General features: G+C 44.1%; 12 protein-coding genes. 6 read left to right on the forward strand and 6 right to left on the reverse strand.

The window, feature by feature from the left end; translation table 11 throughout:
• Positions 1–13: 13 nt before the first annotated feature.
• From LKO26_RS00315 to LKO26_RS00340, 6 genes are all read right to left on the reverse strand, one after another.
• Positions 14–1,252: an MFS transporter gene (locus LKO26_RS00315; RefSeq protein ID WP_227585802.1), complete on the reverse strand. Its 1,239-nt coding sequence runs from the start codon at positions 1,250–1,252 to the stop codon at positions 14–16.
• A gap of 257 nt (positions 1,253–1,509) precedes the next feature.
• Positions 1,510–1,884 (reverse strand): hypothetical protein, encoded by a 375-nt coding sequence (locus tag LKO26_RS00320; RefSeq protein WP_227585803.1) that lies wholly within the window; start codon positions 1,882–1,884, stop codon positions 1,510–1,512.
• 67 nt (positions 1,885–1,951) lie between these two features.
• Complete coding sequence (locus LKO26_RS00325) at positions 1,952–3,451, reverse strand: GH3 auxin-responsive promoter family protein (protein ID WP_227585804.1); 1,500 nt, start codon at positions 3,449–3,451, stop codon at positions 1,952–1,954.
• A 136-nt stretch (positions 3,452–3,587) separates the two neighbouring features.
• Entirely contained in the window at positions 3,588–3,974 is a 387-nt protein-coding gene (locus LKO26_RS00330) for a hypothetical protein (RefSeq protein ID WP_227585805.1), read from the reverse strand.
• 45 nt (positions 3,975–4,019) lie between these two features.
• Entirely contained in the window at positions 4,020–4,277 is a 258-nt protein-coding gene (locus tag LKO26_RS00335; protein ID WP_227585806.1) for a hypothetical protein, read from the reverse strand.
• Between the two features lie 243 nt (positions 4,278–4,520).
• On the reverse strand, positions 4,521–6,389 hold the full coding sequence (locus LKO26_RS00340) for a T9SS type A sorting domain-containing protein (protein WP_227585807.1): 1,869 nt from the start codon (positions 6,387–6,389) through the stop codon (positions 4,521–4,523).
• 202 nt (positions 6,390–6,591) lie between these two features.
• Here LKO26_RS00340 and mfd point away from each other — a divergent pair, with 202 nt between their 5' ends.
• The 6 genes from mfd to pth all read left to right on the forward strand — a co-directional run bounded on the left by mfd (position 6,592) and on the right by pth (position 14,381).
• Positions 6,592–9,945 (forward strand): transcription-repair coupling factor, encoded by a 3,354-nt coding sequence (gene mfd / locus LKO26_RS00345; protein WP_227585808.1) that lies wholly within the window; start codon positions 6,592–6,594, stop codon positions 9,943–9,945.
• A gap of 64 nt (positions 9,946–10,009) precedes the next feature.
• Positions 10,010–10,864 (forward strand): hypothetical protein, encoded by an 855-nt coding sequence (locus tag LKO26_RS00350; protein ID WP_227585809.1) that lies wholly within the window; start codon positions 10,010–10,012, stop codon positions 10,862–10,864.
• Between the two features lie 131 nt (positions 10,865–10,995).
• Positions 10,996–11,874, forward strand: a complete 879-nt coding sequence (locus LKO26_RS00355) for a hypothetical protein (RefSeq protein ID WP_227585810.1) — start codon at positions 10,996–10,998, stop codon at positions 11,872–11,874.
• A 118-nt stretch (positions 11,875–11,992) separates the two neighbouring features.
• Positions 11,993–12,874 carry a hypothetical protein gene (locus LKO26_RS00360; protein WP_227585811.1) on the forward strand — a complete coding sequence of 294 codons (882 nt, stop codon included), beginning with the start codon at positions 11,993–11,995 and terminating at the stop codon, positions 12,872–12,874.
• A 17-nt stretch (positions 12,875–12,891) separates the two neighbouring features.
• A complete protein-coding gene (locus tag LKO26_RS00365; protein ID WP_227585812.1) occupies positions 12,892–13,731 on the forward strand; it encodes a hypothetical protein in 840 nt (279 codons plus the stop codon).
• Between the two features lie 86 nt (positions 13,732–13,817).
• Entirely contained in the window at positions 13,818–14,381 is a 564-nt protein-coding gene (gene pth, locus LKO26_RS00370; RefSeq protein WP_227585813.1) for an aminoacyl-tRNA hydrolase, read from the forward strand.

Consider the following 14,381-nt stretch of genomic DNA (forward strand, 5'->3'; position numbering starts at 1 on the left):
CAGTGAATATTAATTAATACTTCATGCGCCTCAGGGAAGGAAAGTTTTTGCCTACAGCTAATGCAATAAGTAAAGTCATACTGCCCCCGAAAATCACAGAACGTACCACTCCCAGAAGTTTAGCAGCAACACCACTTTCAAACTGTCCCAGCTCATTACTGCTCATAATGAAAATGGAATTGACACTCAGTACACGACCCCGGATTTTTTCCGGTGTTTTCAGCTGGACGATGGTGCCGCGGATTACCACAGAAATACCATCCAGAATCCCGCTCATCATCAACAAAATAAAAGAAAGCCAGTATAATTTCGAAAGCCCGAAACCAATAATGCATAATCCGAATCCACCCACTGCAAAAAGCAGAATTTTGCCCTGGTTTTTCCGCAGCGGTACTATTGATAAGGTGATGATGACCATCATGGCCCCAATGTCTGACGCCGCATTCAGCAGTCCGAAACCCTGAGAGCCCACCATTAAGATATCACTGGCAAAAACCGGAATCATGGCCACCGCACCACCGAAAAGAACCGCAAACATATCCAGCAACAGGGCTCCCAGAATTTCTTTGGTCTTGTAAATGTACCGTAAACCTTCTTTCATGCTCTCCATGATTTTCGTCTGAAGGCCCAGATTTTCTGAAGGGTGCCTGGGGATGAACCAGAAAAATACGGAGGCAAAACTCATGATGCTTACAATGATCATCAGGGTGCCGGGAATCCCGAACCAATGAATCAGAAAACCGCCCAGTGCATGGCCGGATACAGAGGCAGTAAGAAATGTAGCCTGGTTAATGGTAATGGCTGCAGGGAGCCTGGCACTTCCTACAATTTTGGGAATCATGGTAGGAACCAAAGGCCCGATGAAGGCCCGGCAGATACCGGTAAGAAAGATGGTGCCGTAAATAAACCAGGTAAGCTGCCTGTTGGTATACATGTGCAGCTCACTTTCAAAATACGCCAGAGCGGCCAGGGAGCCAATCAGTACTACATAGGCATAGTTGCAGATCAGCAGAAGCCTTTTCTTCTCCGAATTGTCTATGACATGACCGGCATACAGCGCAGAACTTACCGCCGGAATCACTTCCGAAAGTCCAATGAGGCCGATGGCAAAAGGGTCTTTGGTAAGCTGGTAAACCCACCAGCCCAAAAGGGTAGCCAGCATTCGGAAGGCCAGGACCAGAAAGAAACGGCCACATATTAAATTCCGAAAGGCTGGAATTCTGAGGGTCTTAATGGGATGTGTGGATATCATGAAACGGTGCGCCACATGGGATAAAGAAAATGATCTCCGGTGAAAATGCAGCCGGAGACCATCTGTACTATTGTTTTATAATGACTATGCATTCAGTTTCGCCCATAGAGACGGGTGCTAAAGCCGTATTCAGAGAAATGCTTCCGCCGACAGGTAAACAAAGCCGGTCATCACAACGTGCCGTGAACAGGTATTCTTTATGGCCCTTCTCTGTTCTGAAGAATCAGAAGCTAAAACCTGACGGCTAAAGGCTTTTGCTACTCGTCGTTTTTGGTAGCTCTGGTAGAACTCAGTACAATTGCAGCCACACCTACCGTGCCAATGACATAAGCAGCAGTATGAATATTGGCCTTTCTCAGATCTTTGGATTCCAGTACATTATGTTTCGCAATGGCTATACGGGTAGAGTCTCTCTTTGTGGAATAGCCGATGATGCTGTCCTTGGTAAGGTTAGAAAAAAGCATTTTCTTTCTTTCGGTGCTGCCTTTCAGTTTAAAGCTGTAGGGTTTCCCCGCACGCAGGTCAGAAAAATTGTTCTGATCTACATTGTCTGAATATTTTGTGGTGGCACAGGATGAAAATACAAATGCCGCAGTCAGTAAAATTGATTTTGCCGATAAAGATAGTCTCATTAGATTTTTTATTTGCTCAAATTTATAAATTTTTTTCACAAAAGCAGAATCCCGCCCCAAATTGTTCCTATTTTTTGAATTTCGTTAAAATATCTGCAATGCTCCGGTCATTGGCAAGACGTGGCGTTTTGTTTTGTCCGCCCAGTTTGCCCGCCGCTTTGGCGTATTCATGAAATGCATTTTTGCTGAGGGCAGAAATCACTAGAGGCTGCAGAATGTTCCCTGAAATCAGATCATCATAATAGCTGTTCCGCTTGCGCATTTCCTGGTCCAGACAGCGCCTGAATTCCTCTGTATCTTCCGGGTTTTTCTCAAATTCTATAAACCATTCATGATACGGAAGGCCACTTTCCGGATTGACCTGCGGAGCCAGGTGGAACTCGGTAATCTGTGCCGGATGCAGTGCAATGGTTGCCTTCATGGCCTCTTCCACTTCAAAGGCAATGACATGTTCGCCAAAGGCAGAGGTGAAATGCCGGGTGCGACCGGATACCAGAATCCGGTGTGGCGATTTGGATATAAAGCGTACTACATCACCTATAGAATAGGCCCACAGACCGGAATTGGTGGTCAGAATCAGGGCGTAATCCTTATGAAGTTCTACTTCATGCAGGGTAAGCCGCGGGGCATCGGGTTTCCCGTATTGCTCCAGAGGAATGAATTCATAAAAAATGCCATGATTGGTAAGCAATAACAAACCTTCTTTTTCATAATCATCCTGAAAGGCAAAAAAGCCCTCACTCGCTGGAAAAGTCTGCACGATATCTACCGTACCACCCAGCAGTTCGTTCATTTTCTCACGGTAAGGTTCGTAATTCACACCGCCCGTTACAATGAGCTGCAGATTCGGGAACAGTTGCAGGATTTTCTTGCCGTTTTTTTCGGTAAGTTTTTCAAAATACATAATCAGCCACGGGGGTATGCCGGAAATGAGGGTCATATTTTCATTTTCGGTTTCCGTTACAATCTGGTCTACCTTGGTTTCCCAGTCTTCTATGAGGTTGGTTTCCCAGCTGGGCAGTCGGTTTTTTTGAAGATAATCTGGAATATGATGCGCCACAATGCCGGATAGTCTTCCGGTTTTGATGCCATAGACTTCTTCCAGTTCGGGACTTCCCTGAAGGAAAATCATTTTGCCGTTAACAAAATCAGCATTGCCTTTTCTGGCAATATAATGAAACAGAGCACTTTGGGCACCAGCCACCTGATACGGCATTCCTTCTTTGGAAATCGGGATGTATTTGGATCCGGAGGTGGTGCCGGAGGTTTTGGCAAAATATTCCGGAGTTCCGGGCCAGAGAATATGACGCTGTCCCTTTTTTACCTTTTCAATATAGGGTTTCAGACCTTCATAATCCTGTACGGGAACCAGCCGCTGATAATCTTCCACAGATTTGATGTCGCCGAAATGATGTGTCCTGCCGAAGAGCGTCTTCTCTGCAGTCTTTACCAGATTCAGGAGTAACGCATCCTGCAGAGCCGGCCCGTTTTCCTTGAAATCCCGGGTTTGTTTCACATGGCGTCCGGCCCAGATCAGAGCCACTGTTTTTTTCAGAAAACCTATCATTGTACAAAAATACACAAGAAACTGTAAATTTATATTTAAATATGTGTTAAAACAGAAACCAGTTGTTGTTTTTAACCGTAATAAAAAACTGCTCCCCGGAGGAAGCAGTCTGAAATTCTCAAAACTTGTGTTTTTATTATCGGGTGCAGTCGGCAGTCCATGTTTTATTGCCCTGAACATAGAAGATGTCCAGTTTGTCATTGTCAATTTGTATAAATGCTGTAGCTCCGTTGCCCACGTTAATCATAACGTTTCCGTTTTTCTCAAATTCAATCCCGTTCAGATTGGGAATGTTATTGGAGAACGCAAAATTGTATTTGGTACTGCTTCCTACTTTGGTGACGAATACTTTACCATCATTGGTAGTGATACTGGTATTGGTGTCCGGGTCGGTATAAGATACAGAGCCGTTATAGGTTCCGGCAAAGAAATCGTTGTCTGCAGGATCATCGTCCCGGCTGCATGCGGTAATGATAAACAATGACAGTACACAAATACCCAGAATTTTCAAGAGGTTTTTCATAATTCAAATTTTAGATTAGTTAATATGTTATGGTTTTAATGTTTGTTATCTGAAGGGGTGCTTTGGTGGTTTCGGCGGTCTTTTGGGTTTTGCCGGCCGGTCCCCAGGATACAATTTTTTCCCGTCCGGTGTAATGATGTAGGGTTTTTCTCCCGCACGTGGCGGCCGGGGTCGTTCTTTGTTCGCTTTGCTTTTGTGCAATTGATTTGGGTGTGCAGGTTTCTTCGGTTTCGGCGGAAGTTTCTGTGCCGGGGAACAACTGTACCCTATTAACATCATTGCGGTGAGTATGAGATATTTCATAATGGTCACTTTATAATGAAAAGTAAATTCAATAATGATGCAGGAATTTGTTGAAAATGAGAATTCTGTATGATTTTATGATAATATTGAAAAGGTGTTTTTCTTAATATTATGTTAAATCCCTTTGGAGTAGGGGGATTAGTCGGGCCCCATGTATTGAAAAAAAACACCTTTACCCGGGGGTAAAAGTGTTCAAAATTAAAATTAAATGAAAAAATCAGGACATCAAATTTTGTAAAGTATTTACTTCACAATCATTTTAATTGTTTTGATGGTATTTTGCTGTTGGTCTGCAACTTTCAGCAGATAATGCCCCGGTTTTAGTTTCCCGCTGAGGTGGAAATGCTGGATTTTTGCCCGGTGCAGATCCTGATGATGAATGACCCTTCCGGCAGCATCATATACAGTGAGATTCAGTTCTTTCTTGCTCAGTACATCTCCCTGAAGACTAAAAGAACCATGGTTCGGATTGTCATAAAGAACCAGATCATTGGCGGCGTTGATCTCTGTTGTGTTTAATTGTTTAATGTCAAATTTTGCAAGGAAAGTCACGTTTTTTTCTTGCCCGGTAGCGGTAGGGTTATTGTCGATCATCTGCGTTTGCCAGCTGCCCGGTGTGGCGTAACCGGTAGTGCCTGTAGTTTCGCCATAGAGGTAAAGAGATGAATTGTGAACGGCTATATTGATGGGTTCATTAAACCCGGGATAGGAATTTCCAAAATAGGATGCCCATTCCAGGGAGCCGTCGCCGCTGAATTTCGCAAAAAAGTGGTTCACCAGTCCTGAGCCTGTCTGGGTGGGAGCGCTCTTATAGGTTCCGGGGGTTGCAATATTATTGGTATATCCTATGGTGCGGGCAGTGATGTACGCATTGTCTCCATCTATGGCGAGAGGCTTCATGCCGCCTTGTATAAGCTCGAGACCGGTTCCTCCAAAGTAGCTGCTCCAGATCCGGTTTCCGCTGTGGTCAAATTTACTCAGATACATATCTCTGCTGCCGTTATTGGTGGTTTGGTGGGCACCGGGTGTTCCGAAGTAGCCGGCATTGGCAGCATCACTGGTGGTGTCGCCCACTACAAATAAGCCTGAATCGTTTACGGCGATATATTGTATGTTATAGTTGTTACCTGTGGTATGTCCGTAGAAGGTGCCCCAATCCCGCTGCCCGGTTGTGGCGTTAAACTTTTGCAATACATATAGGGTAGGAGTAGACTGAAATGCATTGGCTGTGGCCAGCACATTGGCAGGAATGGTCTCTAATCCGCCGCCGGTGAAATATAAGGAACCGGCGTGATAATCCATAAACATAGGAAAAAACGGAAGATACGTTCCCCAGAGTTGTTCACCGGTAGTGCCATTGAGTTTTACCATATAGCCGTTCGCCTGTTCATAGCCATTGACCATAATGTTCTGGTATTGATCCTGAAAGGAACCGGGCGTGGCAATGCCGGTGTCTTCATAGGTACCAGAGGAAATATAGATATTGCCTGTTTCATCACTTTTGACATTGATGCTTGGGAAAATACCATAAATGTAAGTTTCCGGAATCACCGGAATATAGGTGGACCATAGTGTGGTGCCCGACGGGGTTTCTTTCACAATCAATGTACCCAGCTGCGGGTCGCTGGGATTCTGCTGCCAGGCATTGGCAGTGGCAACTAAGGGGAGCAATGTAAGTTGCGCCGCATATTCATAATAGAAATTGTTGTCCTGATCAATGTGCTTCAGTTTTTTTCGGTAACCGGTTTGATTAATCAGACTGTTGTAATACTGATAACGGTTTAAGGTGCCTGCCTGATTGAAGGTGGCTGCAAAACCGTTCTGATGGCTGTTTGAGACAGTGGTCATGTTGAAGTTTTGCCCGCCGCTTCCCACCAGAAACTGATCGTAATAGGCATGGGCGTAATTATTCGGGTATCCGATCGCCAGTCCGGTAAGGTGGATATTCTGATTGGCATCAAACTGAATGGGCGGAGTAGCAGGCTCGGTCCAGGATTTGGCACCCACGGGTCCAAAATAGGTGCTCCAGGAGAGTTCGTATTCAAAATTGCTCTGTGCATGGACGGTAAACAATGACAAAGCGAAAAATAAAGGGAGTAGTTTTTTTACCATATTGATGAAGATTTTGGGATTTGTGATGGTAAATATATAAAAATAATGTCACACAAATGTGATTCGTTATGGTTCTTTTTCAAATAATTTGATTTTTGTTAAAGTACAGGTTCGGGTTTTCTGCTTTTATGTATCTTTGCAGGCGGAAAACGGTTTCAGAAATCAACTGAACCCGTTTTTCGTCGTTCACTACCATCAGCTTATGTCGTTAAAATCCATTCAGGAAACTTTAGTTCCTTATTTGCTTCAAAAAGAATTTGGCAAAGAAATCATTCAGCAATCAGATATTCATCCCTGCTTATCGGTATCGGGATATGCAGGCTCGTCACCGTCGGTACTGGCTGCAGAAATATTTCTGACCACCCGCAAAAACATTCTGTTTCTGGCAGATGACAAGGAAGAAGCACTTTACATGACCGCTGAGCTGGAAGACATGGCCGGAGAGGAAAACGTACTCTATTTTCCACCATCTCATCTGGAGCCTTATCAGATAGAAAAAGTGCAGAATGCCAATCTGGTGCTGCGCACCGAAGTGCTGAACCGGCTGAATTCTGATCACCGCCCGAAAGTCATTGTAGCTACCTACGCCGCCCTGAATGAGCGAATCATCCGGAAAGAAGCGCTCCAGGCCATTACCCATACCATTGCTGTGGGCGACAGTCTGGATTTTGATTTTATAGAAGAATTGTTGGTGCAGTATGGATTCCACCAGACCGATTTTGTATCAGAACCCGGTGAGTTTTCGGTGCGTGGAGGGATTGTAGATGTGTTTTCATACTCCGGCGAGCAGCCCTTCAGGATTTCTTTTTTCGGCAGTGAGGTAGAAAGCATTAAGATTTTTGATCTGGAGACGCAGTTGTCCCGGGAGAAAGTAGAGTCTTTTCAGTTGGTTTCGAATATGAATTATTCGGTAACCGGCACCAAGGTTTCCTTTTTTGAGGTACTGGCAGAAAACAGTTATATCATCAGCAAAAATGCATATCTGGGATACAAACGGGTCCGGGAATTCTTTGCCAAAGCGCAGGTAAACTATGAAGCGCTGAGTAAAACGCTGAAGCATGAAACGCCCGAAGAACTTTTTATTTCTGAAGCGGTGTTTGATGAAGGCTTACGCCGGTTCCGGTGGATGGATTTCGCTCCACAGGCATTGTTTCCGGATGCTGCCGTTGCGCTGCATCAGCAGCCGCAACCTTCTTTTCACAAGAATTTTGATTTACTGGCCGAGGATTTTAAGGAGAAAAAAGAACAGGGATACGACTGCTGGATTTCCTTTTCTACAGAGAAACAAAAAGAAAGGCTGGAAGGAATTCTGGAAGAGCTGAATCATGAGGTGAGTTTCAGAACTTTCAGATCAGAGTTGCACGAAGGCTTTGTAGATACTGACGAAAAAATTTCCGTTTATACAGATCACCAGATTTTTGACAGATACCAGCGGTATAAAGCCAAAAATTCCTTTGCCAAATCTGAACAGATTACCCTGAAAGACCTCATGTCACTGAAGGTAGGCGATTTTATAGCCCACATAGATCACGGCATTGGAAAATTCATGGGTCTGGTAAAAGTGAACAACAACGGGAAGATACAGGAGTGTTTCAAGTTGGTATATAAAAATCAGGATCTGCTTTATGTGAGCATCCATTCCCTGCACAAAATTTCCAAATACAATGGTCCCGACGGCAAGGAAATTACCCTTTCTAAACTGGGTTCACCGGCCTGGAAAAACCTCAAACAAAAAACAAAAGCCAAGGTAAAGCAAATCGCTTTTGACCTTATCAAACTCTATGCACAGCGAAAAACAGCAAAAGGCTTTGCTTTTACGCCGGATTCATACCTGCAGCACGAGCTGGAAGCCAGTTTTATATATGAAGATACGCCGGATCAGGAAAAAGCCACAACAGATGTGAAGAAAGATATGGAAGCCCAAACCGTGATGGACAGGCTGGTCTGTGGTGATGTGGGATTCGGGAAAACCGAGGTGGCCATTCGTGCCGCCTTTAAGGCTGCTACAGACGGAAAACAGGTGGCGGTGCTGGTGCCGACTACGATTCTGGCTTTTCAGCATTACCGGAGTTTCCGGGAAAGACTGAAGGATTTTCCGGTAGAAATTTCATACCTGAACCGTTTCCGGACGGCTAAACAAAAATCTGAAGCACTGGAGAAACTGGAAAACGGCAAGCTGGATATCATCATCGGTACCCACCAGCTGGTATCAGACAAAGTGAAGTTTAAAGATTTGGGCCTGTTGATTATAGATGAAGAGCATAAATTCGGGGTGTCTGTAAAAGATAAACTGAAAACCATGAAAGCCAATGTAGATACCCTGACCCTTACTGCAACACCTATTCCGCGGACACTGCAATTCTCACTCATGGCTGCCCGGGATTTGTCCGTGATTAAAACGCCGCCGCCCAACCGCCAGCCGGTAGAGACGCAGGTCATCGGGTTTGATGAGGAACTGATCCGCGATGCGGTTTCCTACGAAATTCAGCGGGACGGACAGGTGTACTTCATCAACAACCGTATAGAGAACCTTAAAGATATTGCCGGGCTCATTCAGCGGCTGGTTCCGGACGCCAGAGTTATTACCGGTCATGGTCAGATGGACGGCAAGCAACTGGAGCGGAATGTGCTGGATTTTATGGAAGGGAAATACGATGTGCTGGTTTCTACCACCATTGTGGAAAGTGGGGTAGATGTGCCCAATGCCAATACCATTTTCATTAATGATGCGCAGAAATTCGGAATGGCAGACCTGCACCAGATGCGGGGCCGCGTAGGACGGAGCAACCGAAAGGCTTTTTGCTATCTCATTACCCCTCCGTTTGATATGGTGACTTCTGATGCACGGAAAAGACTGGAAGCCATAGAGCAGTTCTCTGATCTGGGCAGTGGATTCCAGATTGCGATGAAAGATCTTGAAATCCGTGGTGCCGGAGATTTGCTGGGAGCAGAGCAGAGCGGATTTATCAATGAAATGGGATTCGAAACGTATCAGAAAATTATGCAGGAAGCATTAGAAGAACTTCAGCATGATGATCAGTTTGAGAATCTTTTTGATAATGAAGAAGAGCGCAAAAAACTCATTCAAACGACAAGGGATGTCAATGTGGATACCGATCTGGAACTGATGTTGCCCGATCACTATGTGCAGAGTACAGAAGAGCGCCTGAGTCTTTATCAGAAACTTGCGGAAATACAGAATCCGGCCGGACTGGAGCAGTTCCGTGCTGAACTGAAGGACCGCTTCGGAACCTTGCCGGAAGAGGCAGAAAATCTGCTGAAATCTGTAGAACTGAAGTGGAGTGCTGCTGAAATCGGCTTTGAAAAAATTGTGGTCAAAAACAGTGTGTTTCTGGGCTATTTCCCGTCTAATCCTCAGGATAAATTTTATCAGAGCGAAAAATTCAGAAAAATCATTGCCTATTTATCTCAGCACCCTGCGGAGGCCACTCTGAAGGAAAAGCAGGACAAAAACGGAAACCAGCTCATGATGCGGAAAGATCACGTCAATCATATTGATGAGGTGACCCGCCTGCTGGAAAGAATATTAGGTTAATTTTTCCCGGAAACTGATTTTGAATGCGAAAAAAAGTTAGATTTGTTGGATAAAATTTAATCAAATGAAGAAAACACTACCTTTTTTCAGTATGCTATGCGTATTATTCCTGTTAAGTTCGTGTGTGCCGCCCGATCCTGCTATGGTGTACGGCTGGAATACCAATACCCCCGGAAGTACCATTACCGGTCCCAGAATTTTGCACAAAATAGACAGTGCAAATGTTACGGTTACGGAATATGTTTCTACCTCAGCGGGAGTTTTGCAGCAAGTGAAATACCACGCCACCAGTAACGAAATGGATGTGTTGTACAACAGTGACAACAAGGTAAACCAGATGGTTTTGCAGGATGGCACTGTGATTCTGGACCTGAGTCTCAATTACGACACTGCGGGAAAGGTGACTTCAGCGGTGATGGTGCAAACTCAAAATAATGTCAATATGGGCGAAACCCATTTTACCCTTACCTATAACCCTGCCGGCAAAGTCATTAAGCTGGATAAGAAAGTGAAAAATCCTGTTTTTTCAAATAATTTCACCCATTATGGAGTGGTTTCACTGGTTTGGTCGGGAGATAATGTGGTGAAAGCTACAGAGAATACTACCGGCATTATTCATGCGGACGGAACCCTGGAGCCTCTGGATCCCAACGGAAATATAACCTACAAGTTTGAAGAGTATGATTCCAAAATCAATCCGTACAGTACGTTGCCAAAAGAGTTTAATCTGGGTATGGGCATGATGGGTACCGTGGCTTTCGCGCAGTGCAGTTTTAACAATCATCTGAAAATGCAGCTGGAGCCTTTTTTCAATATTCCACCTATCGTAACCACCGGCAGTTTCGTGTATGATACGTCCAATTATCCTGTGTCTGACCAGCAGGACGTTTTTAAATTCATCTATAAAGGCATTCAGTAAATGACCTTATTTGCTGTTTTGCCTTATAATTGTTCAGTTTGGCTGAGCAATGAGAAACTTTAACATCAAAAAATTGCAGTATCTTCAAAAAAAAATTAGTTTTGTAAGTCAATAAAATATAAATCATCAATATGAAGAAATTTTTACAACTTCTAAGTCTTATAATAGTAGCGTTTGTAATACATTCCTGCCGGGATTCTGATCCGGCTACGGTGTATGGCTGGGATGATCCGGAAGATATTTCAGGTCCCAGAATCATCAAGCGTGTTCATTCTGATAACAAAACACTGGAAAGTTACCAGTTGAACGGCAGTAGTTTGTTTAAAGTTGAACGTTTTGTCTATGATGGCAGTGCTACAGAAGAAAATCAGACCGTTTATGTATTCTATCTGGGAAACAGAATTTCCAAAATAGAAGTCACCGGTACCTATGCGGGTAGTGCGGTAGGCGGCAGACACGTCCTTACCCCCAATTACGACAATGCTACCGGCACCATGGTGAGCCTGATGGATGATTTCTATGCCTCAGGAAGTGTACATACCTTTCATTCCATCAGTGTATTTCAGTATGATGCAGAGGGACGGATTATTCAGTCTTTTAAAAAGACAGCTCCGGTAAATCCGGCAACGCCCAATGTATATGTGTACGGCAATACCGTGATGAATCTGATTACACATGACGGGCCGAACGTGACCAAGATCCAGTCCAGTGATAATATCGTGAACCCAACTACCGGTGTCGTTCAGAGCTCTGTGCAACATACGTACACTTATGATAATTATGACTGGAGAAATAATCCGTATAAAAGGGTTTCAGATAATTATCTGATTATGATGAGCAGCCTGTTTCCGCAGATGTATTCTTATATGTCCGATAACAACCCGGCAAAATTAACCGTGAAGAAAGATGCAGACCCGGCAGTAGTAACGCAGTATCAGTATAAATTTGATACGCATAACTATCCTACCACAGATGGTTTCAGAAATTTCAGCTATCAGCCTGCACCTTAATTGCAGATATGCTAAAAACCCTTATTGATGTGAGGGTTTTTTTAAAAATTAAAGCATAAGAAATGCTTTGTATTCAAAAAAAATTATATTTGTATCCAATTATTAAAATTTCCTTGAAATGAAAAACATATTATATCTGGCCATGTCACTTTTTTTGGTTCTGTCTGTTCAGTCCTGTAAAGAAATGGGAGACGCAGACAATAACCTGCTGAATGACATGGGACTTAACCAGGGAGGGCTGGGCGAAGACCGTTTCCTGTATCAGGAAGTAACCTCGGCAGATACCATTGCAGAATACCATTATAACGGCCGAAAACTTGTGGAAGTTATAGGAGACAGCACCATTACCAAAATTAACTATTCCGGAGAACAAATCAACAGAATTGATTTTGTAGGGGTGGTTGAAGGAGACAGCATCAGCTATACACAGTTGTATAACTATTCGCCTACAGACCATACCAAACTTACCACCATCACTGAAACCAGAAGCGTGTACGAAGACATTGCTTCGCAAACGGCACCGCTTGTTTTTGAGAAATCAAGATCTCAGTTTGATATCAAGTTCAATGCAGCGGCAAAACTGGATTCTGTAATCATGAAGCACGGGGTAGAAATACCGGCTCAGACCTTTGAGTTCACTTCTTATAAAAAAACCGGATATACCTATGATGCATTGCAAAATGTGGCGAAGGTGGCCAATCTGTATGGAGGTCTTGCCGGTAATGTTTTCCTGGCGCCCATGGTAGAGGAATCTTTTGAGTTTACAGAATATGACGCCGGTAGAAGTCCTTATACACTGATTCCGTTCGGATATTTATTGCATAAAACTTTTGAAAATTCTTATAACGGATATCGTTTTTCACCCAACAACCCAAAAAGAGTACTGTATGCCAGCAATCAGATTCCGGTGCCGGTAGGTTCCAATACCTTATTCACCTATGACGCACTGAATTATGCAATATCCGGTTGGGGGGTTAATTATGAGTACCGACCATTTTAAAAAATATTATTTGGCAGATGAAGATGAAAACAGCGTATCATAAACTGGGAATATTTCTGGCAGCAATGCTGCTGGTGGTTTCATGCGGCGGGTCTTCCGGAGATCTGGTAGGTCTGGGAGATTTAATTCCGGATTACACCAATTCCAAATTACTGAAAAAAGTGACGGTGACCGAAACCGGAAGCCCTTCTTATGATGTGAATTTTGGATATGGAGCCAATAAACTTTCCACGGTAACCACCACGAACAATTCCTATGAGTTTGACGTGCTGTACACCGGGAATCAGATCAGTAAAATTACAAAAACAGATGCGCAGGGTGCGCAGCCTCAGGTGATTACCGCCATGCTGGGCTATACCGGGGCATTGCTTACCGCAGTAACCGGAACCATTGCTGAAGGCGGAGTAGTGACGGCAGATTTTACCACAGATTACAGCTATAATGCTGCTAAGGCAGTACAGGTGAAAACCACCTTTTTTACACCGGGTACTACGGTAGAAACAGGTTCGGTAACCAGCCAGTTACAGTATGCCGGAGACAATATTTCGAAATGGATCATGACCATAGCTGCGCCTGGCGTTGCCGATATCGTAGTCAATACAGATTTTTCAGATTATGACAACAGTCAGAATCCGTATCGTTTGCTGCCCAGAAGTTTTACTCTGGCAACCTGTAATTTCGAAACGAGTGGCACAGGCCCTACCGGACTTTCTGCCAATAATTACAGAAACGTTACAGTACAGTCTGCAGCAGGCACCCTTTCACAGATATTTACTCATACCTACGACGCTCAGGGTTTTCTGTCTGAAAGCAGTTCTGCAGATGTGAGTTTTGACTTTGAATATCAGTCGCTTTAAACCAAAATTTGATCAGTTATATTTCCCGGCGTATGTCCGGGATTTTTTTTGCTTATTTTTGCATCTGAATCTTAAGAAAACGGCTCGTGAAGTATTTAATTGTCGGTTTGGGAAACAAAGGCGAAGAGTATGCGGAAACCCGTCATAATATCGGTTTTAAAGTAGCTGAGAAAATTGCAGCAACCATGGAGGCTCCTTTCAGCAGTACAAATTTTGGCTGGCTGGCCGAGGGTAAACACCGTGGCAGAAAGGTTTTGGTTCTGAAACCCGATACGTATATGAACCTCTCCGGCAAAGCGGTAAAATTCTGGATGCAGAAGGAAAACATCGCACTGGACCACGTGCTGATCATTACGGATGATCTGGCGCTGCCTTTTGGTACCCTGCGGATGAAAATGAAAGGGTCTGATGCCGGTCATAACGGCCTGAAAAGTATTCAGAACGAACTGCAGACTCAGAATTATGCCCGCCTGCGCTTCGGAATCTCTGCCGAGTTTGATGAAGGCCGGCAGGTAGATTATGTCCTGGGAACCTGGAATGAAGAGGAAAAAGAAAGACTGTCCGAAAGAATCGAACAGTCTTCTAAAGCTTGTCTTTCATTTGTTTTTGCGGGTATTCAGAATACCATGAGCGCCTATAATGGGAAATAG

Origin of the sequence: Chryseobacterium sp. MFBS3-17 (genome assembly GCF_020687745.1) — a bacterium.
Lineage (GTDB): Bacteria > Bacteroidota > Bacteroidia > Flavobacteriales > Weeksellaceae > Marnyiella.

Coding starts and splice junctions, on each gene's coding strand:
- LKO26_RS00335 (WP_227585806.1), bottom strand. CDS start 4,277: ATGAAATATCTCATACTCACCGCAATGATGTTAATAGGGTACAGTTGT.
- LKO26_RS00320 (WP_227585803.1), bottom strand. CDS start 1,884: ATGAGACTATCTTTATCGGCAAAATCAATTTTACTGACTGCGGCATTT.
- LKO26_RS00340 (WP_227585807.1), bottom strand. CDS start 6,389: ATGGTAAAAAAACTACTCCCTTTATTTTTCGCTTTGTCATTGTTTACC.
- LKO26_RS00330 (WP_227585805.1), bottom strand. CDS start 3,974: ATGAAAAACCTCTTGAAAATTCTGGGTATTTGTGTACTGTCATTGTTT.
- LKO26_RS00315 (WP_227585802.1), bottom strand. CDS start 1,252: ATGATATCCACACATCCCATTAAGACCCTCAGAATTCCAGCCTTTCGG.
- LKO26_RS00350 (WP_227585809.1), top strand. CDS start 10,010: ATGAAGAAAACACTACCTTTTTTCAGTATGCTATGCGTATTATTCCTG.
- LKO26_RS00355 (WP_227585810.1), top strand. CDS start 10,996: ATGAAGAAATTTTTACAACTTCTAAGTCTTATAATAGTAGCGTTTGTA.
- LKO26_RS00360 (WP_227585811.1), top strand. CDS start 11,993: ATGAAAAACATATTATATCTGGCCATGTCACTTTTTTTGGTTCTGTCT.
- LKO26_RS00365 (WP_227585812.1), top strand. CDS start 12,892: ATGAAGATGAAAACAGCGTATCATAAACTGGGAATATTTCTGGCAGCA.
- LKO26_RS00325 (WP_227585804.1), bottom strand. CDS start 3,451: ATGATAGGTTTTCTGAAAAAAACAGTGGCTCTGATCTGGGCCGGACGC.
- mfd (WP_227585808.1), top strand. CDS start 6,592: ATGTCGTTAAAATCCATTCAGGAAACTTTAGTTCCTTATTTGCTTCAA.